Here is a 22,278-nt window from a genome sequence, read left to right on the forward strand (position 1 = left end):
GGGGAAGCATGACCCAGCAGAAACTCGGGCCGTCCGCGGTCTGGGCCCTCGTCCTCACCGGCGCCGCGGGCTTCATGGCCGCCCTCGACAACCTCGTCGTCACCACCGCCCTCCCCGCCGTCCGCGCCGACCTCGGCGGGAAGCTGGAGGACCTGGAGTGGACGGTGAACGCCTACACGCTCACCTTCGCCGTCCTGCTGCTGTTCGGCTCCGCCCTCGGCGACCGCTTCGGCCGCCGCCGGCTCTTCACCGCCGGCCTCGCCCTCTTCAGCGGCGCCTCCGCCGCCGCGGCCCTCTCGCCCGGCATAGGCCAGCTCATCGCCGCCCGCGCCGTCCAGGGCGCCGGCGCGGCGGTCATGATGCCGCTCAGCCTCACCCTGCTCACCGCCGCCGTCCCGGCCGCCCGCCGCGGCGCGGCCCTCGGGATCTACGGGGCCGTCACCGGCCTGGCCGTCGCCAGCGGCCCCCTCATCGGCGGCAGCCTCACCGAGCACGTCTCCTGGCAGTGGATCTTCTGGCTGAACGTGCCCGTCGGGCTGGCCCTGATCCCGCTCGCCCGCCTGCGCCTCGCCGAATCCACCGCCCCGGACGCCCGCCTCGACGTCCCCGGCACCCTCCTCGTCAGCGGCGGCCTCTTCGGCATCGTCTACGGCCTGGTCAACGCCAACGCCCACGGCTGGACCAGCGCCCCCGTCCTCACCGGCCTCATCGCCGGCAGCGCCCTCGTCGGCGGCTTCGTCCACCACGGCTTCCGCAACGCCAACCCCATCCTGCCCATGCGCCTCTTCCGCCACCGGGGCTTCTTCGGGATCAATCTGGCCGGCCTGCTGATGTACCTCGGCATGTTCGGGTCGATCTTCCTGCTCAGCCAGTTCCTCCAGGGCGTCGCCGGCTACTCGCCGACCGAGGCCGGCCTGCGCATGCTCCCCTGGACCGGCATGGGCATCGTCGTCGCCCCGCTCGCCGGGATGCTCTCCGACCGGATCGGCGGCCGCCCCGTCGTCGTCGCGGGACTGACCCTCCAGGCCCTCGGCCTGGCCTGGTTCGCCCTCGTCCTGACCCCCGGCGTCTCCTACGCCGCCCAGCTGCCCGCCCTGGTCCTCAGCGGGATCGGGATGTCCCTGTACTTCGCCCCGGCCGGCCACGTGCTGATGTCCACCGTGGTCCCCGGCGACCAGGGCAAGGCCTCCGGCACCAACAACGCCCTGCGGGAGGTCGGCGGCGCCCTCGGCGTGGCCGTCCTCGCCTCCGTCTTCTCCTCCCGCGGCGGCTACGAGACCCCGCAGGCCTTCACCGACGGCACCGTCCCCGCCCTGTGGATCGGCGCCGCCGCCGTCGCCCTGGCCGCCGCCCTGGCCTTGCTCGTCCCGCGCCGGACGAAGGCCGACCCCGCCCCCGCGGCCGCCCCCGAGCCCGCCCCGGCCCACGCCGGCTGATCCGCCCCGGCCTGTCCGGCCCGTCCCGTCCGTCCAGCCCCGTCCCGTGCCGCCCCGGCCGCCCCGTCCTGCCCGTCCCGTCCCGCCCCGGCCGTCCCGCCCCGCGCGAAGGAGACCCCGTCATGCCCGACATCCCCTGGACCACGCCCACCGCGCCCGCCCCCGACGCCGAGGTCTACGTCATGGCCTCCCGCTTCGAGACCGCCACCCTGACCGGCGCCCTCAGGTTCCTCCTCAAGGCGCCCGGCATCATCGCCCAGGTCCGCAGGGCCCCCGGCGCCCACGGCGCCGCCCTCCGGGCCCGCGTCCTGCGCCGCACCTTCCTCACCCTCTCCGCCTGGGAGGACCGTGACGCCCTCCACCGCTTCGCCCGCAGCGAGCCCCACCGCTCCAGCGCCCGCGCCGCCGCCGCGTACACGAAGGAATCCGCCTTCACCTTCTGGACCGCCCCCGCCGCCCGACTGCCCCTCACCTGGGCCGAGGCCGAGCGGCGCCTGGCCGCCGAGAGCGCCCGGCAGGACGAGCCGAAGCAGGGCCACTGAGTGCCCCGCCGGGATGCGAGGGGGACGGACCGTACTCTTGTCCACGTGCAGGAACTCCACGACGCCCCCCTCGCCCCGCTGACCACCTTCCGCCTCGGCGGCCCCGCGACCCGGCTGGTCACCGCGACCACCGACGCCGAGGTCGTCGAAACCGTCCGCGCCGCGGACGCGAGCGGCACCCCGCTCCTGGTCATCGGCGGCGGCAGCAACCTCGTCATCGGCGACGAGGGCTTCGCCGGCACCGCCCTGCGCATCGCCACCACCGGCTTCGCCCTCGACGGCACCACCCTGGAGCTCGCCGCCGGCGAGAACTGGAGCGACGCCGTCGCCCGCACCGTCGAGGCCGGCCTCGCGGGCATCGAGTGCCTCGCCGGGATCCCGGGCTCCGCCGGCGCCACCCCGATCCAGAACGTCGGGGCGTACGGCCAGGAGGTGTGCGACACCATCACCGAGGTCGTCGCCTACGACCGCACCACCGGCGAGACCGTCACCCTGACCGCCGCCGAGTGCGCCTTCCGGTACCGCCACAGCCTCTTCAAGGACCAGCCCGACCGCTACGTCGTCCTGCGCGTGCGCTTCGCCCTGGAGGACGCGGGCGGCCTCTCCGCGCCCATCAAGTACCCCGAGACGGCCCGCGCCCTCGGCGTCGAGGCCGGGGACCGCGTCCCGGCCGCCACCGCCCGCGAGACCGTCCTGCGCCTGCGCGCCGGCAAGGGCATGGTCCTCGACCCCGCCGACCACGACACCTGGTCCGCCGGCTCCTTCTTCCACAACCCGATCCTGACCGACGAGGCCTACGCCGCCTTCCTCGCCCGCGCCCAGGACCGCCTCGGCCCCGACACCGCCCCGCCCGCCTACCCGGCCGGCGAGGGCCGTACGAAGACCAGCGCGGCGTGGCTGATCGACAAGGCCGGCTTCACCAAGGGCTACGGCACCGGCCCCGCCCGCATCTCCACCAAGCACACCCTCGCCCTCACCAACCGCGGCGAGGCCACCACCGAGGACCTGCTGGCCCTGGCCCGCGAGGTCGTCGCCGGGGTCCACGCGGCCTTCGGCGTCACCCTCGTCAACGAGCCGGTGACGGTCGGCGTCCGCATCTGACATGAACTGCCCCCTGCACGGGGCCGGCACGGACCCCACACGCCTGGTGGGACGCCAGATCAGCAGGGTCGTCGCGTCCTGGCACATCTGCGAGGGCGAACGCTCCGAGGCCCCGCTCGACGTCTGGCTGATCGACAGCGCCGGCGAGTCCACCCGCATCACCACCGGGTCCGACCACTGCCTCATCGTCGAGTGCGCCCCGCCCCACGACCCGTACGACATGGGGGAGTGGGGCCGGGTCGAGGTCGGCGAGGACCTCGGGGAGCACCCCTTCCTGCGCCACCTCGGCCAGACCGTCGAATCGGTCGCCGAGTTCGCCCTGCCCGAGCAGGGCCGCACCCACCTGGAGATCGGCTTCCCCGACGGTCACCGGGTACGGGCCGACTGCCACCAGGGGGACCTGCGGCTCACCCGCTGAGCCAGTGGTCGATCCCGTCGAGCAGCTTCGCCTTGACCTCCTCCGGCGCGGCCGAACCCCGCACCGACTGGCGGGCCAGCTCGGCGAGCTCGGCGTCCGTGAAGGCGTGGTGGCGGCGGGCGATCTCGTACTGGGCCGCCAGCCGGGACCCGAACAGCAGCGGGTCGTCGGCGCCCAGCGCCATGGGCACCCCCGCCTCGAAGAGGGTGCGCAGCGGGACGTCCTCGGGCCGCTCGTAGACGCCCAGCGCGACGTTGGAGGCGGGGCAGACCTCGCAGGTGACCTGCCGGTCCGCGAGCCGCTTCAGCAGCCGCGGGTCCTCGGCCGCCCGGACGCCGTGCCCGATGCGGGCGGCGTGCAGGTCGTCGAGGCAGTCGCGGACCGAGGAGGGGCCGGTGAGCTCGCCGCCGTGCGGGGCCGCCAGCAGGCCGCCCTCGCGGGCGATGGCGAAGGCCCGGTCGAAGTCGCGGGCCATGCCGCGGCGCTCGTCGTTGGAGAGGCCGAAGCCGACGATCCCCCGGTCGGCGTAGCGGACGGCCAGCCGGGCGAGGGTGCGGGCGTCGAGGGGGTGCTTCATCCGGTTGGCGGCGATCAGCACCCGCATGCCCAGGCCGGTCTCGCGGGAGGCCGCGTCGACGGCGTCGAGGATGATCTCCACCGCCGGGATCATGCCGCCGAGCAGCGGGGCGTAGGAGGTGGGATCCACCTGGATCTCCAGCCAGCCGCTGCCGTCCCGCACGTCCTCCTCGGCGGCCTCGCGGACCAGGCGCCGGATGTCCTCGGGCTCGCGCAGGCAGGAGCGGGCGGCGTCGTAGAGCCGCTGGAAGCGGAACCAGCCCCGCTCGTCCGTGGCGCGGAGCTTGGGCGGCTCCCCGGCGGTCAGGGCGTCCGGCAGCCGGACGCCGTACTTGTCGGCCAGCTCCAGCAGGGTCGACGGGCGCATCGAGCCGGTGAAGTGCAGGTGCAGATGGGCCTTCGGCAGAAGCGTGAGATCGCGTACGTGCTCCATCTGGTGATCCTGCCGTATCGGTCACCCGATTGGCAGGGGATTACCCGAACGGGACATTGCCCGAACATGAATCCGACCCGGACGCGCCGGAGCGGCGCCACCCCCACGGGTGACGCCGCTCCGGTCGCCGGACGCTCGCGCTTCGCCCTCGGCTACGCCTTCGCCTCGGCCAGGAGGTTCTGGATCCGGGACACGCCCTCGACCAGGTCCTCGTCGCCCAGGGCGTAGGACAGGCGCAGGTAGCCGGGGGTGCCGAAGGCCTCGCCCGGGACGACCGCGACCTCGGCCTCGTCCAGGATCAGCGCGGCCAGCTCGACCGAGGTCTGCGGGCGCTTGCCGCGGATCTCCTTGCCGAGCAGCTCCTTGACCGACGGGTACGCGTAGAACGCGCCCTCGGGGGTCGGGCAGAAGACGCCGTCGATCTCGTTGAGCATCTTCACCATCGTCTGGCGGCGGCGGTCGAAGGCCTTGCGCATCTCGGCGACGGCGTCGAGGTCGCCCGAGACGGCGGCCAGCGCGGCGACCTGGGCCACGTTGGAGACGTTGGAGGTGGCGTGCGACTGAAGGTTCGTCGCGGCCTTGATGACGTCCTGCGGGGCGATGACCCAGCCCACGCGCCAGCCGGTCATCGCGTACGTCTTGGCGACGCCGTTGACCACGATGCACTTGTCGCGCAGCGCCGGGACCAGCACGGGCAGCGAGGTGAACTTCGCGTCGCCGTAGACCAGGTGCTCGTAGATCTCGTCGGTCAGCACCCACAGGCCGTGCGCGGCGGCCCACTCGCCGATCGCCTTCGCGTCGGCCTCGCTGTAGACCGCGCCCGTCGGGTTGGAGGGGGAGACGAACAGGACGACCTTGGTGCGTTCGGTGCGCGCCGCCTCCAGCTGCTCGACGGAGACCCGGTAGCCGGTGGTCTCGTCGGCGACCACCTCGACCGGGACGCCGCCGGCGAGACGGATCGACTCCGGGTACGTGGTCCAGTACGGGGCCGGGACGATGACCTCGTCGCCCGGGTCGAGGATCGCCGCGAACGCCTCGTAGATGGCCTGCTTGCCGCCGTTGGTCACCAGGACCTGGGACGCGTCCACCTCGTAGCCGGAGTCGCGCAGCGTCTTGGCGGCGATGGCCTTCTTGAGCTCGGGCAGGCCGCCCGCCGGCGTGTAGCGGTGGAACTTCGGGTCGCGGCAGGCCGCGACCGCCGCCTCGACGATGTAGTCCGGGGTCGGGAAGTCGGGCTCGCCCGCGCCGAAGCCGATCACCGGGCGCCCGGCGGCCTTGAGGGCCTTGGCCTTGGCGTCGACGGCGAGGGTCGCGGACTCGGAGATGGCGCCGATACGGGCGGACACCCGGCGCTCGGAGGAAGGCGTTGCAGAGGTCATGCGGCCAATCGTCCCAGACGCTCCGGAGGCCCCGCACAACGTTTCAGTCACCGGACGGGGCACGTCCGGATCTTCTCCGTTCGACGTCAGGCCCAGGACCACGTATGCTCTGCTGTCGTTGGTCCTCACCAAACGCCCCGGGGCGTGAGCACTCCGTGCACTCGTCCGGATGCGGTAGGTTGGGGAACGCAAAGGGTCGTAGCTCAATTGGTAGAGCACTGGTCTCCAAAACCAGCGGTTGGGGGTTCGAGTCCCTCCGGCCCTGCTCCACACTCCTTCGGATGTGTGTGCGCAGGTACGTATTTCGATGCAACGCCGTGCGGCGCAACCGGGCGCGGCTACGGCCACGACCCGGATTCAGGTGAGAGACGTGACGGACGCCCTGGGCTCCATCGACATGCCTGACGCCGACAGCGACACGCGCGAGAAGAAGACCCGCAAGGGTGGCAAGCGCGGGAAGAAGGGCCCTCTGGGCCGCCTCGCGCTGTTCTACCGCCAGATCGTCGCGGAGCTCCGCAAGGTCGTCTGGCCCACTCGAAACCAGCTCACGACGTACACCACCGTGGTGATTGTCTTCGTGGTCATCATGATCGGTCTGGTGACCGTGATTGACTATGGATTCCAGGAAGCCATCAAGTTCGTCTTCGGCTGATCCCCGCGGAGGGCGGCCCCTTGATGGGTGCCGCCCCTTTTCGCATGTTCCACCACCTTTTGTATCCAGGAAGAAGCAGCCACCGTGTCTGACCCGAACCTGAACGCGAGCCACGACTCCGTCGAGTCCGTCGAGGACGAGCTCGACATCGTCGAGGCGGCAGACGCTGTGGACCCCGACGAGGCCGAGCTCGCCGACGCCGAGGCCGGCATCGCCGCCGAGGACGCCGCCCTGCACGTCGAGGGCGACGAGGACGACGCCGAGGTCGAGGCCGAGGAAGCCGACGAGGACGCCGAGGACGAGGGCGACGTCGAGGCCGCCGCCGAGGAGGAGGCCGAGGAGGCCGCCCCCGCCGAGCCCGTCGACCCGATCCAGGCGCTGCGCGACGAGCTCCGCCTGCTCCCCGGCGAGTGGTACGTGATCCACACCTACGCGGGCTACGAGAAGCGCGTGAAGGCGAACCTGGAGCAGCGCGCCGTCTCGCTGAACGTCGAGGAGTTCATCTACCAGGCCGAGGTGCCCGAGGAAGAGATCGTCCAGATCAAGAACGGCGAGCGCAAGAACGTCCGGCAGAACAAGCTGCCCGGCTACGTGCTCGTCCGCATGGACCTGACGAACGAGTCCTGGGGCGTCGTCCGCAACACCCCCGGTGTCACGGGCTTCGTCGGCAACGCGTACGACCCGTACCCGCTGACCCTGGACGAGATCGTCAAGATGCTCGCCCCGGAGGCGCAGGAGAAGGCCGCCAAGCAGGCTGCCGAGGAGGCCGGCCTGCCCGCGCCCGCCGTCAAGCGCACCATCGAGGTCCTGGACTTCGAGGTCGGCGACTCGGTCACCGTCACCGACGGCCCGTTCGCGACGCTCCAGGCGACGATCAACGAGATCAACCCGGACTCGAAGAAGGTCAAGGGCCTCGTCGAGATCTTCGGCCGCGAGACCCCGGTCGAGCTGAGCTTCGACCAGATCCAGAAGAACTGATCCAGATCTTCTGAGCGACGCTTCCGAAGCAGGTCAGACCGGCCCGAAAAAGGCGGTCTGACCTGCTCGGTTTTTAGCCCCGCACTGATACCCGTTATCGTGGTGCGGTATGCCTCCATCCGGATGACCGGACGGAAGGCTGGAAAACTCTCACTAGGACCCGGAGAGAGCAATGCCTCCCAAGAAGAAGAAGGTCACGGGGCTTATCAAGCTCCAGATCAAGGCCGGTGCGGCCAACCCGGCTCCGCCGGTCGGCCCCGCGCTCGGTCAGCACGGCGTCAACATCATGGAGTTCTGCAAGGCCTACAACGCCGCGACCGAGTCGCAGCGTGGCATGGTCGTGCCGGTGGAGATCACGGTCTACGAGGACCGCTCCTTCACCTTCATCACCAAGACGCCGCCGGCCGCGCGCCTCATCCTGAAGCACGCCGGCATCGAGAAGGGCTCCGGCGAGCCGCACAAGACCAAGGTCGCGAAGCTCACGCGTGACCAGGTCCGCGAGATCGCCACGATCAAGATGCCCGACCTCAACGCGAACGACCTGGACGCCGCGGAGAAGATCATCGCCGGCACCGCCCGTTCGATGGGTGTCACGGTCGAGGGCTGATCCCGCCCCTCGCAGTTCCCCAGTGGTAGGGCCAAGCGCTGGTCCGTACCACGACTCCATGCCTGAAGCACTTACACAGGAGCAGAAGTGAAGCGCAGCAAGACTCTCCGCGCTGCGGACGCCAAGGTCGACCGGGAGAAGCTCTACGCTCCCCTCGAGGCCGTCCGTCTCGCCAAGGAGACCAGCACCACCAAGTTCGACGCCACCGTCGAGGTTGCCTTCCGCCTGGGTGTCGACCCGCGCAAGGCCGACCAGATGGTCCGCGGCACCGTGAACCTCCCGCACGGCACCGGTAAGACCGCCCGGGTCCTGGTCTTCGCGACCGGTGACCGTGCTGCGGCCGCGGAAGCCGCCGGCGCCGACATCGTCGGCGACGACGAGCTGATCAACGAGATCGCCAAGGGCAACCGCCTGAACGAGTTCGACGCCGTCGTGGCGACCCCGGACCTCATGGGCAAGGTCGGCCGCCTCGGCCGCGTGCTCGGTCCGCGTGGTCTCATGCCGAACCCGAAGACCGGCACCGTCACCATGGACGTCGCCAAGGCTGTCACCGACATCAAGGGTGGCAAGATCGAGTTCCGCGTCGACAAGCACTCGAACCTGCACTTCATCATCGGCAAGGTCTCCTTCTCCGATGAGCAGCTGGTCGAGAACTACGCCGCGGCGCTGGACGAGATCGTCCGTCTGAAGCCGTCCGCCGCCAAGGGCCGCTACATCAAGAAGGCCGCCCTGAGCACCACGATGGGCCCCGGCATCCAGCTGGACTCCAACCGCACCCGGAACCTCCTCGTCGAGGAAGACCCGGCCGCGGTCTGAGCCTCACGGCTCGCCTGAGTGGCTGAACGGGCCCCTCACCTCCCCCACGGGGAGGTGAGGGGCCCGTTTCGTTCTCCGCCCGGCCAGGCGACCGCGACCCGTGCGACCGAAATCCGGAACGACTTTTCGTTCTCTTTACCGTAGGGTCGAACGGTTGGTCGATCACACCAGGGGTGGGGACTCCATGCTCGTGCACCGCAAGAACAAGACCGCCATGGCCGCACTGGCCGCCGTACTGCTCGTGGGCGGGGCCACGACCGCCTGTGAGGGCGGCAAGAAGGACGAGGGGGCCGCGGCGGGGGCCGCGCGGTCCGCGGAGCCCTCCGCGGCCGGCAAGCCCGCCCAGGGGGCGGCCGGGGCGACGCCGGCGGCCTACCTGGAGACGGTGAGGAAGAGCTCCGAGGAGATCACCTCCCTCCGCTACACCATGACCGGCACCTCCGGGGGCCAGCCGGTCAGCGCGGAGACCTCCGTCCGCCTCAAGCCCACCCCGGCCATGTCCGTGAAGATGGCGGCGCCGGGCCAGGAGGGGGCGGCGGAGATCCGCGTGGTCGACGACGCCGTGTACATGGGCTCCGAGGGCCAGTGGCTGAAGTTCGACGCGAGGAACCCGGACCCGGCGGCCTCGAAGCGGATGCAGGGCGCCGGCGGCCCCGCGGAGAACCCGGGCGACCGCGCCGGCGACCTGATGGGCGCCAAGGACCTCAAGACCGTCGGCGAGGAGACGGTCGACGGGGTGAAGACCCGGCACGTCTCCGGCACGGTCACCGTCGAGCAGATGAGGGCCTCCCTCGCCACCGCCGCGCCCGGGGCCAGGGAGCGCCGCGAGAAGTCCCTCCAGGCGCTGGAGGGCGAGGGCGTCACGACCGTGAACATGGACATGTGGATCGACGAGAGCGGCCACACCAGGCAGTTCCGCAACCGCGCCGACGCCAAGAGCGGCCCGATGGACGTGACGATCAAGTTCCTGGACTACAACAAGCCGGTCGACGTCGCGGCCCCGCCGGCCGACCAGGTCCTGGACCTCGGCCAGGCGGCCAAGGGCGGCTCCGGCCAGGGCTGACGGACCGTCCCCCGGACCCGTCGGGGGGCGGGTCCGGGGGACGATTTGCTCCGGCTCGCATGCTTCGCGTACGCTTCCCCAGAAGCCAAAGACCGCTGGTCGTTGCCGTGCCCGTCGAGGGTGCGGCGGCCGAAGGATCCGCTACTGCGGACGACCCGCGCAGGTGACTGTGGAATCGTTCCTGGATGTACATCCGGTTGAGCTACGCCCTGACGCCTGCGTCGGGGCGTTTTGTATGTCAGCCCCTTCTGAGCGGTCCTCATCACCCGGAAGGAGGCCGACGCTCTATGGCAAGGCCCGACAAGGCTGCCGACGTAGCCGAGCTTGAGGACAAGTTCCGCAGCTCGAACGCCGTTGTGCTGACCGAGTACCGGGGTCTCACCGTGAAGCAGCTCAAGACGCTGCGTCGTTCGCTCGGTGAGAACGCCCAGTACGCCGTGGTGAAGAACACGCTGACCAAGATTGCGGCGAACAACGCCGGGATCACCTCGCTCGACGACCAGTTCACTGGTCCGACGGGTGCCGCCTTCATCACCGGTGACCCGGTGGAGTCGGCCAAGGGTCTTCGTGACTTCGCCAAGGAGAACCCGAACCTGATCATCAAGGGCGGTGTCCTTGATGGCAAGGCGCTGTCCGCCGATGACATCAAGAAGCTTGCGGACCTCGAGTCCCGCGAGGTTCTGCTCAGCAAGCTGGCCGGCGCGTTCAAGGGCAAGCAGTCCCAGGCTGCCTCGCTCTTCCAGGCGCTGCCGTCGAAGTTCGTCCGCACCGCGGAAGCGCTTCGCGTCAAGCTCGCCGAGCAGGGCGGTGCCGAGTAATTCGGCTCGCGCACTGACCCACGCCGCCTAGTGCGTGGGTCGTAGCGGGCCGTTACGCCCGCCTCTCTAGACATTTTCGGCACCTGCCGAATTAGTGGAAGGATCGCCCATCATGGCGAAGCTCTCTCAGGAAGACCTCCTCGCCCAGTTCGAGGAGATGACCCTCATCGAGCTCTCCGAGTTCGTGAAGGCCTTCGAGGAGAAGTTCGACGTCACCGCCGCCGCGGCCGTCGCCGTTGCCGCCCCGGGCGCCCCGGGTGCCCCGGCCGCCGAGGTCGAGGAGAAGGACGAGTTCGACGTCATCCTCACCGGCGCCGGCGACAAGAAGATCCAGGTCATCAAGGTCGTGCGCGAGCTGACCTCCCTGGGTCTGAAGGAGGCCAAGGACCTCGTCGACGGCACCCCGAAGCCGGTCCTCGAGAAGGCCAACAAGGAAGCCGCTGACAAGGCCGCTGAGGCCCTCAAGGCCGCTGGCGCCTCGGTCGAGGTCAAGTAACACCTCTGAGGCCGCCTGACGGCCTCAACCAAGGGCGATCACCCGTAAGGGTGGTCGCCCTTTGGCGTATTCGCGGTGCCTGACTTGCCCTGCTCTCGTTGGGGAGTAGGGTGATCATCGTTGCCCCGACGCAGGGTCCGGAGATGATCCGCTCGGAGCACGGGGCCTTGACGAACGGCCAGCGGCGCGCAATTCTCAGTCCCGTCGTGAGGTCGCCCGGGTCGATCCGAGATCCGAGGCATGGATCGACTACGAAGAGGGCAGTACTGATACGCGCTCTGTGTGCGGGCGCTGCGGCATCGGCCGCGGTGTTGGTAGGACGCGGTGTTGGTTGAGGACGTGGGGAAGGGCCTGTTGCCGGTTTCCGGAAACCTGGTCTGGACATCAGTGAGCCAAGTGGCTACACTGACCCTTTGCGCTGCCTGTTAGCTGTCCCCTGCCCGTCGCCAGGGGCATGCCCACGCTCGAGCACACCGGATTGATACGCCCTGACCTGGTCTTTTGAGTCCAGCTGGGGAGGCTCTGTCTTCTGTGTCGGCTGGGACCGGTACGCGCGTAGTGAGTCCGAGCCCTCGGAAGGACCCCCTCTTGGCCGCCTCGCGCAACGCCTCGACCAATACGAACACCGGTGCCAGCACCGCCCCGCTGCGCATCTCCTTTGCAAAGATCAAGGAGCCCCTCGAGGTTCCGAACCTCCTGGCGCTGCAGACCGAGAGCTTTGACTGGCTGCTCGGCAACGCCGCCTGGAAGTCTCGCGTCGAGTCGGCGCTTGAGAGTGGACAGGACGTCCCCACCAAGTCCGGTCTGGAAGAGATCTTCGAGGAGATCTCGCCGATCGAGGACTTCTCCGGGTCGATGTCGCTGACGTTCCGCGACCACCGGTTCGAGCCGGCGAAGAACTCCGTCGACGAGTGCAAGGAGCGCGACTTCACGTACGCGGCGCCGCTCTTCGTCACGGCCGAGTTCACGAACAACGAGACCGGTGAGATCAAGTCTCAGACGGTCTTCATGGGCGACTTCCCGCTCATGACCAACAAGGGCACCTTCGTCATCAACGGCACCGAGCGCGTCGTCGTGTCGCAGCTCGTCCGTTCCCCGGGTGTCTACTTCGACTCCTCCATCGACAAGACGTCCGACAAGGACATCTTCTCCGCCAAGATCATCCCCTCCCGGGGTGCCTGGCTGGAGATGGAGGTCGACAAGCGCGACATGGTCGGCGTCCGCATCGACCGCAAGCGCAAGCAGTCCGTCACCGTCCTCCTCAAGGCCCTCGGCTGGACCACCGAGCAGATCCTCGAGGAGTTCGGCGAGTACGAGTCCATGCGCGCCACCCTGGAGAAGGACCACACCCAGGGCCAGGACGACGCGCTGCTCGACATCTACCGCAAGCTGCGCCCGGGCGAGCCGCCGACCCGCGAGGCCGCCCAGACGCTGCTCGAGAACCTCTACTTCAACCCGAAGCGCTACGACCTCGCGAAGGTCGGCCGCTACAAGGTGAACAAGAAGCTCGGCGCCGACGAGCCGCTCGACGCCGGTGTGCTCACCACCGACGACATCATCGCGACGATCAAGTACCTCGTGAAGCTCCACGCGGGCGAGACCGAGACCGTCGGCGAGTCCGGCCGGGAGATCGTCGTCGAGACCGACGACATCGACCACTTCGGCAACCGTCGTATCCGCAACGTCGGCGAGCTCATCCAGAACCAGGTCCGTACGGGTCTCGCCCGTATGGAGCGCGTCGTGCGCGAGCGCATGACCACCCAGGACGTCGAGGCGATCACGCCGCAGACCCTGATCAACATCCGGCCGGTCGTCGCCTCCATCAAGGAGTTCTTCGGCACCAGCCAGCTGTCGCAGTTCATGGACCAGAACAACCCGCTGTCGGGCCTGACGCACAAGCGTCGTCTCAACGCCCTCGGCCCGGGTGGTCTGTCCCGTGAGCGGGCCGGCTTCGAGGTCCGTGACGTCCACCCGTCGCACTACGGCCGCATGTGCCCGATCGAGACGCCCGAAGGCCCGAACATCGGTCTGATCGGCTCGCTCGCCTCCTACGGCCGCATCAACCCGTTCGGTTTCATCGAGACCCCGTACCGCAAGGTCGTCGAGGGTGTCGTCACCGACGAGGTCGACTACGTCACCGCCGACGAGGAAGACCGCTTCGTCATCGCCCAGGCGAACGCCCGCCTCGACGACGACATGCGCTTCACCGAGGGCCGCGTCCTCGTCCGCAAGCGTGGCGGCGAGGTCGACTACGTCGAGCCGTCCGACGTGGACTACATGGACGTCTCGCCGCGCCAGATGGTGTCCGTCGCGACCGCGATGATCCCCTTCCTCGAGCACGACGACGCCAACCGCGCCCTCATGGGCGCGAACATGATGCGCCAGGCCGTTCCGCTCATCAAGGCGGAGGCCCCGCTCGTCGGCACCGGCATGGAGTACCGCTGTGCGGTCGACGCCGGCGACTCGATCAAGGCGGAGAAGGACGGTGTCGTCCAGGAGGTCTCGGCCGACTACATCACCGTCGCCAACGACGACGGCACGTACACCACGTACCGCGTCGCCAAGTTCTCCCGCTCGAACCAGGGCACCTCGGTCAACCAGAAGGTCATCGTCAACGAGGGCGACCGGATCGTCGAGGCCCAGGTCCTCGCCGACGGCCCGGCCACCGAAGAGGGCGAGATGGCCCTCGGCAAGAACCTGCTCGTCGCGTTCATGCCGTGGGAAGGCCACAACTACGAGGACGCGATCATCCTGTCGCAGCGCCTCGTGCAGGACGACGTCCTCTCCTCGATCCACATCGAGGAGCACGAGGTCGACGCCCGTGACACCAAGCTGGGCCCCGAGGAGATCACCCGGGACATCCCGAACGTCTCCGAGGAGGTCCTCGCCGACCTCGACGAGCGCGGCATCATCCGCATCGGTGCGGACGTCGTCGCCGGTGACATCCTCGTCGGCAAGGTCACCCCGAAGGGTGAGACCGAGCTGACCCCCGAGGAGCGCCTGCTCCGCGCGATCTTCGGCGAGAAGGCGCGCGAGGTCCGTGACACCTCGCTGAAGGTGCCCCACGGTGAGATCGGCAAGGTCATCGGTGTCCGCGTCTTCGACCGCGAGGAGGGCGACGAGCTTCCCCCGGGCGTGAACCAGCTGGTCCGCGTCTACGTCGCCCAGAAGCGCAAGATCACCGACGGTGACAAGCTCGCCGGCCGTCACGGCAACAAGGGTGTCATCTCCAAGATCCTCCCGATCGAGGACATGCCCTTCCTCGAGGACGGCACCCCGGTCGACATCATCCTCAACCCGCTGGGTGTCCCGTCCCGAATGAACCCGGGACAGGTCCTGGAGATCCACCTCGGCTGGCTCGCCAGCCGCGGCTGGGACGTCTCCGGCCTCGCGGACGAGTGGGCGCAGCGCCTCCAGGCGATCGGCGCCGACCAGGTCGCCCCCGGCACCAACGTCGCCACCCCCGTCTTCGACGGTGCGCGCGAGGACGAGCTGGCCGGCCTGCTCCAGCACACCATCCCGAACCGCGACGGCGAGCGCATGGTGCTCCCGACCGGCAAGGCGCGCCTGTTCGACGGCCGCTCCGGCGAGCCGTTCCCGGACCCGATCTCGGTCGGGTACATGTACATCCTCAAGCTGCACCACCTGGTCGACGACAAGCTCCACGCCCGTTCGACCGGTCCGTACTCGATGATCACGCAGCAGCCGCTGGGTGGTAAGGCGCAGTTCGGTGGTCAGCGCTTCGGTGAGATGGAGGTGTGGGCGCTTGAGGCATACGGCGCCGCGTACGCGCTCCAGGAACTCCTGACGATCAAGTCCGACGACGTGACCGGCCGCGTGAAGGTCTACGAGGCCATCGTCAAGGGCGAGAACATCCCCGAGCCGGGCATTCCCGAGTCCTTCAAGGTGCTCATCAAGGAAATGCAGTCGCTCTGCCTCAACGTGGAGGTGCTGTCCTCGGACGGCATGTCCATCGAGATGCGCGACACCGACGAGGACGTCTTCCGCGCGGCGGAGGAGCTCGGTATCGACCTGTCCCGGCGCGAGCCGAGCAGCGTCGAAGAGGTCTGACGGGCCTGGCCGGGGGATCCGATCGATCCCCCGGCCGCCCCGGGACCGTTCAGACCATGATTGAGACTCGACCCCGAAAGAGGGATTGACGCACAGTGCTCGACGTCAACTTCTTCGACGAGCTGCGGATCGGCCTTGCCACCGCGGACGACATCCGAACCTGGTCGCACGGCGAGGTCAAGAAGCCGGAGACCATCAACTACCGCACCCTCAAGCCCGAGAAGGACGGACTCTTCTGCGAGAAGATCTTCGGTCCGACCCGGGACTGGGAGTGCTACTGCGGCAAGTACAAGCGTGTCCGCTTCAAGGGCATCATCTGTGAGCGCTGTGGCGTCGAGGTCACGCGCGCCAAGGTGCGCCGTGAGCGGATGGGCCACATCGAGCTCGCCGCTCCCGTCACCCACATCTGGTACTTCAAGGGCGTCCCGTCGCGCCTGGGCTACCTGCTGGACCTCGCGCCGAAGGACCTCGAGAAGGTCATCTACTTCGCCGCGTACATGATCACGTTCGTCGACGACGAGCGCCGTCAGCGCGACCTGCCGTCGCTGGAGGCCCACGTCTCCGTCGAGCGCCAGCAGATCGAGAACCGCCGCGACGCCGACCTCGAAGGCCGCGCCAAGAAGCTCGAGAGCGACCTGGCCGAGCTCGAGGCCGAGGGCGCCAAGGCCGACGTGCGCCGCAAGGTGCGCGAGGGCGCCGAGCGCGAGATGAAGCAGCTCCGCGACCGCGCCCAGCGCGAGATCGACCGCCTCGACGAGGTGTGGAACCGCTTCAAGAACCTCAAGGTCCAGGACCTCGAGGGCGACGAGCTCCTCTACCGCGAGCTGCGTGACCGCTTCGGCACGTACTTCGACGGCTCGATGGGTGCCGCGGCGCTGCAGAAGCGCCTGGAGTCCTTCGACCTGGAGGAGGAGGCCGAGCGCCTCCGCGAGATCATCCGCACCGGCAAGGGCCAGAAGAAGACCCGTGCGCTCAAGCGCCTCAAGGTCGTCTCCGCGTTCCTGCAGACCAGCAACAGCCCCAAGGGCATGGTCCTGGACTGCGTCCCGGTCATCCCGCCGGACCTGCGTCCGATGGTGCAGCTCGACGGTGGCCGCTTCGCGACCTCCGACCTGAACGACCTGTACCGCCGCGTCATCAACCGCAACAACCGCCTGAAGCGCCTTCTCGACCTCGGTGCCCCCGAGATCATCGTGAACAACGAGAAGCGCATGCTCCAGGAGGCCGTGGACGCCCTCTTCGACAACGGTCGTCGCGGTCGCCCGGTCACCGGTCCCGGCAACCGCCCGCTGAAGTCCCTGAGCGACATGCTCAAGGGCAAGCAGGGTCGATTCCGTCAGAACCTCCTCGGCAAGCGCGTGGACTACTCCGCGCGTTCCGTGATCGTCGTCGGTCCGCAGCTGAAGCTGCACCAGTGCGGTCTGCCGAAGGCGATGGCGCTGGAGCTCTTCAAGCCGTTCGTGATGAAGCGCCTGGTCGACCTGAACCACGCGCAGAACATCAAGTCGGCGAAGCGCATGGTCGAGCGCGGCCGCACGGTCGTGTACGACGTGCTCGAAGAGGTCATCGCCGAGCACCCGGTCCTGCTGAACCGTGCGCCCACGCTGCACCGCCTCGGCATCCAGGCCTTCGAGCCCCAGCTGGTCGAAGGCAAGGCCATCCAGATCCACCCGCTCGTCTGCACCGCGTTCAACGCGGACTTCGACGGTGACCAGATGGCCGTCCACCTGCCGCTCTCCGCGGAGGCGCAGGCCGAGGCCCGCATCCTGATGCTGTCCTCGAACAACATCCTCAAGCCGGCCGACGGCCGTCCGGTCACGATGCCGACGCAGGACATGGTCCTGGGTCTGTTCTTCCTGACCACCGACGGTGAGCTCCGTGACGTCAAGGGCGAGGGCCGCGCGTTCGGCTCGACCGCCGAGGCGATCATGGCGTTCGACGCCGGCGAGCTCGCGCTGCAGTCGTCCGTCGACATCCGCTTCCCGGTGGGCACCATCCCGCCGCGCGGCTGGGTGGCGCCGGTCGCCGAAGAGGGCGAGCAGGAGTTCCAGCCGGGCGACAGCTTCCGTCTGAAGACGACCCTGGGCCGTGCGCTCTTCAACGAGCTGCTGCCCGAGGACTACCCGTTCGTCGACTACTCGGTGGGCAAGAAGCAGCTCTCCGAGATCGTCAACGACCTGGCGGAGCGCTACCCCAAGGTGATCGTGGCGGCGACGCTCGACAACCTGAAGGCGGCCGGCTTCCACTGGGCGACCCGTTCGGGCGTCACCGTGGCCATCTCCGACGTCGTCGTGCCCGAGGCCAAGAAGGCCATCGTCGCGGGCTACGAGGCGATGGACGAGAAGGTCCAGAAGCAGTACGAGCGCGGTCTGATCACCAAGGACGAGCGCACGCAGGAGCTCATCGCGATCTGGACCAAGGCGACCAACGAGGTCGCCGAGGCGATGAACGCGAACTTCCCCAAGACCAACCCCATCTTCATGATGGTTGACTCGGGTGCCCGAGGAAACATGATGCAGATGCGACAGATCGCCGGTATGCGTGGTCTGGTGTCGAACGCGAAGAACGAGACCATCCCGCGTCCGATCAAGGCGTCCTTCCGTGAGGGCCTCACCGTTCTGGAGTACTTCATCTCCACGCACGGTGCCCGTAAGGGTCTGGCGGACACCGCCCTGCGTACCGCCGACTCGGGTTACCTCACCCGTCGTCTGGTGGACGTCTCGCAGGACGTCATCATCCGCGAGGAGGACTGCGGCACCGAGCGCGGCCTCAAGCTCAAGATCGGCACCAAGGACGAGGCGGGTGTCCTCCGCAAGGCGGACGACGTCGAGACCTCCGTGTACGCCCGCATGCTGGCCGAGGACGTCGTCATCGACGGCAAGGTCATCGCGCCGGCGAACGTGGACCTCGGTGACGTGCTCATCGACGCCCTCATCGCGAACGGCGTCGAGGAGGTCAAGACCCGCTCGGTCCTGACCTGTGAGTCCGCCGTCGGCACCTGTGCCTTCTGCTACGGCCGCTCGCTGGCCACCGGCAAGCTGGTCGACATCGGTGAGGCGGTCGGCATCATCGCCGCCCAGTCCATCGGTGAGCCCGGTACCCAGCTGACGATGCGTACCTTCCACACCGGTGGTGTGGCCGGTGACGACATCACGCAGGGTCTGCCGCGTGTCGTCGAGCTCTTCGAGGCCCGTACCCCGAAGGGTGTCGCCCCGATCTCCGAGGCCGCCGGCCGCGTGCGGATCGAGGAGACCGAGAAGACGAAGAAGATCGTCATCACGCCCGACGACGGCAGCGAGGAGACGGCCTTCCCGATCTCCAAGCGCGCCAAGGTCATCGTGCACGAGGGCGACCACGTCGAGGTGGGCCAGAAGCTCACCATGGGTGCCACCAACCCGCACGACGTGCTGCGCATCCTCGGCCAGCGTGCCGTCCAGGTCCACCTGGTCGGCGAAGTCCAGAAGGTCTACAACTCGCAGGGCGTGTCGATCCACGACAAGCACATCGAGATCATCATCCGGCAGATGCTGCGCCGCGTGACGATCATCGAGTCCGGCGACGCGGAGCTCCTCCCGGGCGAGCTCGTCGAGCGCTCCCGCTTCGAGACCGAGAACCGTCGTGTGGTCACCGAGGGCGGTCACCCCGCCTCCGGCCGTCCGCAGCTGATGGGTATCACCAAGGCCTCGCTGGCGACGGAGTCCTGGCTGTCGGCCGCCTCCTTCCAGGAGACGACCCGAGTCCTGACGGACGCGGCGATCAACGCCAAGTCCGACAGCCTCATCGGCCTCAAGGAGAACGTCATCATCGGTAAGCTCATCCCGGCCGGTACGGGTCTGTCCCGCTACCGCAACATCCGGGTCGAGCCGACCGAGGAGGCCAAGGCCGCGATGTACTCGGCCGTCGGCTACGACGACATCGACTACTCCCCCTTCGGCACCGGCTCCGGCCAGGCTGTCCCGCTGGAGGACTACGACTACGGCCCGTACAACGGCTGAGTCGAGCACACGCAGTAACCGCAGGGCGGTCACCCGACAGGGTGGCCGCCCTGCGGCGTTCCCGGGGGCTCCCCGGGCAGCACGAAGAGGACCGGCCGGAGCCTTGGGGCTCCGGCCGGTCCTCTTCGTCGTACGGGGGCTAGCGGGCCCCGCGCTCGCGGCGGCGGCGGAGGTGGCCGGCTGTGGTGACCGAGGTGAGGGTCAGGAGGGCGAGGGTGGCCGCTGCGAGGCCCGGGGTGAGGCCCTTGGGGGTGTAGGTGCAGGAGAGGTGGCGGGTGCCCGGGGTGAGGGGGACGGCCAGGAGGCCGTGGAAGTCCGTCGTGGGGGCCGAGCACTGCCAGCCCGGGATGTCCGTCATCGCGAAGACGGCGGTGCCGGTGGCGGTCGCCGGGAGGGTGGCCTCGATCGTGTGGCCGCCGACGCGGACCGCGGTGGCGCCCATGGTGGTGCCCAGGTCCCGGACGCGGGTGTCCAGGGCCGTGCGGTTCAGGCAGCCGATCGGGTGGGGGCCGGCCGTGGCGTTCTCGGTGCGGGTCTCGACCGTGGCGGTGACCGAGCCCGACGCGGGGACCGGGCCCAGGGGGAGGACCCCGCTCATCCGGTCCTCCAGGGGGAGGGTGCGGTCGCCGGCGCGGAGGGTGCCGTAGAGGGCGGGGGAGTACCAGTAGGCCTCCGCGCCCGGGGTGCAGGCGGCCGTGTAGGTCTGGGAGGCCGGCGTGCCCGTGCGGGTGGTCTGCGGGACCTCGTAGACCGTCGCGCCCAGGACGTTCTCCTGGCGGGCGTAGACACTGACCGGGGGGTTGGGGGAGGTGTACGGGGCCGTGCGCAGGGTGACCAGGGGCGGGGCCGGCTGCTTCGTCGCCGTCCAGGTGCCGGGGGCGGTGCCCGGGCGGACCCGGGCACCGATCGAGAAGATCGCGTCGAGGACCGGGTTGTCGGCGCCGAAGAAGGTCCGGCCGTCGTTCTTGTAGCCGTACCCCAGGGGCTCCAGGGCCTTGTACGTGGCCTCCGGGAGGTAGCTGCTGTAGTACTGCGGGCCCTCCGCCCGAAGCGCCAGGGCGTCGTTGTACGAGGTCTGCGGCGCGCCCGAGTCCGTCCGGTAGGCGGGCCAGCCGTCCACCCGGCGGACCGCCTCGAAGTGGTTCGTGATCGAGCGGTTGGAGGTCGGGGCGGGCGCCGCCCAGCGCTCGCGGGAGCGGCGGGCGTCCGCGTTGGCCGCCGCGACCGTCGATTCGGCGAAGACCACGCCGATCATGAGGACCGCGGCGAGGGGGACGAGGAAGCGCCGCTTCTCGCCCAGGGACAGCAGGGTCAGGGCCAGCAGGGAGAGCGCGCCGCCGCCCAGGACGGCCGGCCAGGTCCAGCCGCCGAAGTCGTTGGTGTGGCGCAGGACGAAGGCGGCCGCGACCAGCAGGCCGGCGGCGGCGGCCAGGTGCGGCGGGCGGGGCCGGTTGGCCAGGGCCAGCCAGGCCAGGACCACGACCATCCCGCTGAACACGAACGTCTCGCGGTACGGGTTGCCGTTCGGCACCGCCAGCCCGTGCCACACGTACTGGGTCGGCGGGAACTGGAAGGAGACCAGGACGAGGAGGGTGGCCGCCGCCCAGACCAGACGGGTCCGGCCGGCGATCCGGGTGTTCAGCAGGAAGGCGCCCGCCAGGATCAGCCCCAGCGAGGCCACGTACAGGCGCGGCCGGCCGCCCCACAGGTGGGTGGCCGGGAGCATGCCCGCCAGGAAGACGTCGACGCGCACGGGGTCGAAGGCCGCGGCCTTCGTGGGCTGCGAGGCGCCGCTGGAGAGGAACGACGGCAGGAGGAGCGGCAGGGTCAGGAGGATGCCCGTCCCGGCGGCGGTGGCCGCGCGCCACAGGGCCCGCAGGCGCTGGGCGCCCGCCATGTCGAGGGTGAGCATCCGGACGGCCAGCAGCACGCAGGCGGCCATCGTGGCCATCATCGCCGTGTAGAAGTTCCCGTACCAGGCGAGCGCCACCAGGAGCGCCGCTCCCGGCCAGCGCCGGCCCTCCAGGCACCACTCGACGGCGATGCCGAGGAGGGGGAGGGCCACCAGGCCCCACAGCCACATCGGGATGTACGAGGCGTCGCTGAGGGCCCAGCCGCACAGCCCGTAGCAGGCGCCGAGGACGCCGCGCTGCCACCACGGCCCGCTCTGGAGCCTGCCGAGGTAGACCGTCATCAGGGCGGCCGCCGCGCCCAACGTGACCGGGGTGATCAGGAAGACGGCCAGGTCCACGTGGGCCCGGGGGACCAGTACGGCCAGCCACGAGAAGGGGTTGCCCAGATACGTGTAGTAGTCGGACAGGAACTGCTGACCGAAGCCCCCGCGCCAGCTGAACAGGACGTCGCCGGCGGCCTGGCCGTGGACCAGGTCCCACAGGGCGCGGTGGAAGGGCACGTACTGGTTGGCCTGGTCGTTGATGGCCCGGCCGGTGTTGCCGAAGGGGAAGCTGCCGCGGGCCGCCCAGGCCGCGCAGAAGGCGCCCGAGGCGAGGAGGAAGGCCAGCAGGGGCCCGTACAGGCGCGCGAGGGCCGCGCGCCGCCGTGCCACGGGGGCGCGGCCGCCGCCGGGGGGCGGGGCTGCCGCCGTCGTCGGCTCCGAGGTGACCGTCCCCAATGTCCTGCTCCTGGCGCTCGTACGTTTTTGAACTGACTCGCTGGGATTCGCTGGCAGTGTAGTTCGCCCGCACTACCACGCCCGTGTGACCTCCGCGAGGCCGCCCCGGCTCGGGGGCCCCACACCCAAGGGGCGCCTGAGCTGCGCGGCCGTGCGGGCGGCGGCGTCGAGGCTTATGTTTTGACCGGAGTGGATGCGGTGGGTACGCTCAGACCTTGTGCCTGGGGTGTGCCTGGGCTCCCGCGCGTGTCCATCAACCGCACGG

General features: G+C 69.6%; 16 protein-coding genes and 1 tRNA gene. 14 read left to right on the forward strand and 3 right to left on the reverse strand.

All coding sequences use genetic code 11. The annotated features are described in order from the left end of the window. The first annotated feature begins 8 nt into the window (after positions 1 to 8). The 4 genes from ACIRBY_RS06370 to ACIRBY_RS06385 all read left to right on the forward strand — a co-directional run bounded on the left by ACIRBY_RS06370 (position 9) and on the right by ACIRBY_RS06385 (position 3,497). Positions 9 to 1,436 (forward strand): MFS transporter, encoded by a 1,428-nt coding sequence (locus ACIRBY_RS06370; RefSeq protein ID WP_403896985.1) that lies wholly within the window; start codon positions 9 to 11, stop codon positions 1,434 to 1,436. A gap of 122 nt (positions 1,437 to 1,558) precedes the next feature. Beyond that, positions 1,559 to 1,978, forward strand: coding sequence for a DUF3291 domain-containing protein (locus ACIRBY_RS06375; RefSeq protein ID WP_403896988.1), 420 nt, complete (start codon positions 1,559 to 1,561; stop codon positions 1,976 to 1,978). Continuing rightward, positions 1,979 to 3,079, forward strand: a complete 1,101-nt coding sequence (locus tag ACIRBY_RS06380) for a UDP-N-acetylmuramate dehydrogenase (RefSeq protein WP_403896991.1) — start codon at positions 1,979 to 1,981, stop codon at positions 3,077 to 3,079. Between the two features lies 1 nt (position 3,080). Then, positions 3,081 to 3,497, forward strand: a complete 417-nt coding sequence (locus tag ACIRBY_RS06385; protein ID WP_403896994.1) for a hypothetical protein — start codon at positions 3,081 to 3,083, stop codon at positions 3,495 to 3,497. On the opposite strand, the gene ACIRBY_RS06390 is transcribed toward ACIRBY_RS06385, so the two are convergent. Together ACIRBY_RS06390 and ACIRBY_RS06395 are read right to left on the reverse strand one after the other, a co-directional pair. Beyond that, entirely contained in the window at positions 3,487 to 4,506 is a 1,020-nt protein-coding gene (locus tag ACIRBY_RS06390; RefSeq protein WP_403896997.1) for an adenosine deaminase, read from the reverse strand. The genes ACIRBY_RS06385 and ACIRBY_RS06390 overlap by 11 nt on opposite strands. Positions 4,507 to 4,658: 152 nt before the next feature. After that, positions 4,659 to 5,885 (reverse strand): pyridoxal phosphate-dependent aminotransferase, encoded by a 1,227-nt coding sequence (locus tag ACIRBY_RS06395; protein WP_403897000.1) that lies wholly within the window; start codon positions 5,883 to 5,885, stop codon positions 4,659 to 4,661. Between the two features lie 192 nt (positions 5,886 to 6,077). On the opposite strand from ACIRBY_RS06395, the gene ACIRBY_RS06400 reads away from it, so the two are divergent. The 10 genes from ACIRBY_RS06400 to ACIRBY_RS06445 all read left to right on the forward strand — a co-directional run bounded on the left by ACIRBY_RS06400 (position 6,078) and on the right by ACIRBY_RS06445 (position 19,381). Then, positions 6,078 to 6,150: transfer RNA gene (locus tag ACIRBY_RS06400), tRNA-Trp, on the forward strand. A gap of 105 nt (positions 6,151 to 6,255) precedes the next feature. Then, entirely contained in the window at positions 6,256 to 6,537 is a 282-nt protein-coding gene (gene secE, locus ACIRBY_RS06405; RefSeq protein WP_366450453.1) for a preprotein translocase subunit SecE, read from the forward strand. Between the two features lie 84 nt (positions 6,538 to 6,621). Beyond that, entirely contained in the window at positions 6,622 to 7,515 is an 894-nt protein-coding gene (gene nusG / locus ACIRBY_RS06410) for a transcription termination/antitermination protein NusG (protein ID WP_403897003.1), read from the forward strand. 172 nt (positions 7,516 to 7,687) lie between these two features. Next, the gene (rplK, locus tag ACIRBY_RS06415) at positions 7,688 to 8,122 is read left to right on the forward strand and encodes a 50S ribosomal protein L11 (RefSeq protein WP_351878424.1); all 435 of its coding nucleotides are present in this window, start codon (positions 7,688 to 7,690) and stop codon (positions 8,120 to 8,122) included. Between the two features lie 87 nt (positions 8,123 to 8,209). Then, positions 8,210 to 8,938, forward strand: a complete 729-nt coding sequence (rplA, locus tag ACIRBY_RS06420) for a 50S ribosomal protein L1 (RefSeq protein ID WP_042818557.1) — start codon at positions 8,210 to 8,212, stop codon at positions 8,936 to 8,938. Positions 8,939 to 9,092: 154 nt separating this feature from the next. Continuing rightward, entirely contained in the window at positions 9,093 to 10,001 is a 909-nt protein-coding gene (locus tag ACIRBY_RS06425) for an LppX_LprAFG lipoprotein (RefSeq protein WP_403897008.1), read from the forward strand. Between the two features lie 287 nt (positions 10,002 to 10,288). Then, entirely contained in the window at positions 10,289 to 10,819 is a 531-nt protein-coding gene (rplJ, locus tag ACIRBY_RS06430) for a 50S ribosomal protein L10 (protein WP_042818555.1), read from the forward strand. Positions 10,820 to 10,931: 112 nt separating this feature from the next. Next, positions 10,932 to 11,315, forward strand: a complete 384-nt coding sequence (gene rplL, locus ACIRBY_RS06435; protein WP_403897012.1) for a 50S ribosomal protein L7/L12 — start codon at positions 10,932 to 10,934, stop codon at positions 11,313 to 11,315. A 588-nt stretch (positions 11,316 to 11,903) separates the two neighbouring features. Next, positions 11,904 to 15,386 carry a DNA-directed RNA polymerase subunit beta gene (gene rpoB / locus ACIRBY_RS06440; protein WP_366450450.1) on the forward strand — a complete coding sequence of 1,161 codons (3,483 nt, stop codon included), beginning with the start codon at positions 11,904 to 11,906 and terminating at the stop codon, positions 15,384 to 15,386. 95 nt (positions 15,387 to 15,481) lie between these two features. Further along, positions 15,482 to 19,381, forward strand: coding sequence for a DNA-directed RNA polymerase subunit beta' (locus tag ACIRBY_RS06445; RefSeq protein ID WP_389610009.1), 3,900 nt, complete (start codon positions 15,482 to 15,484; stop codon positions 19,379 to 19,381). A gap of 139 nt (positions 19,382 to 19,520) precedes the next feature. Here ACIRBY_RS06445 and ACIRBY_RS06450 read toward each other — a convergent pair whose 3' ends face one another. Continuing rightward, complete coding sequence (locus ACIRBY_RS06450; protein ID WP_403897016.1) at positions 19,521 to 22,013, reverse strand: YfhO family protein; 2,493 nt, start codon at positions 22,011 to 22,013, stop codon at positions 19,521 to 19,523. Positions 22,014 to 22,278 lie beyond the last annotated feature (265 nt).

Source organism: Streptomyces sp. NPDC096136, assembly GCF_044763325.1.
Lineage (GTDB): Bacteria > Actinomycetota > Actinomycetes > Streptomycetales > Streptomycetaceae > Streptomyces.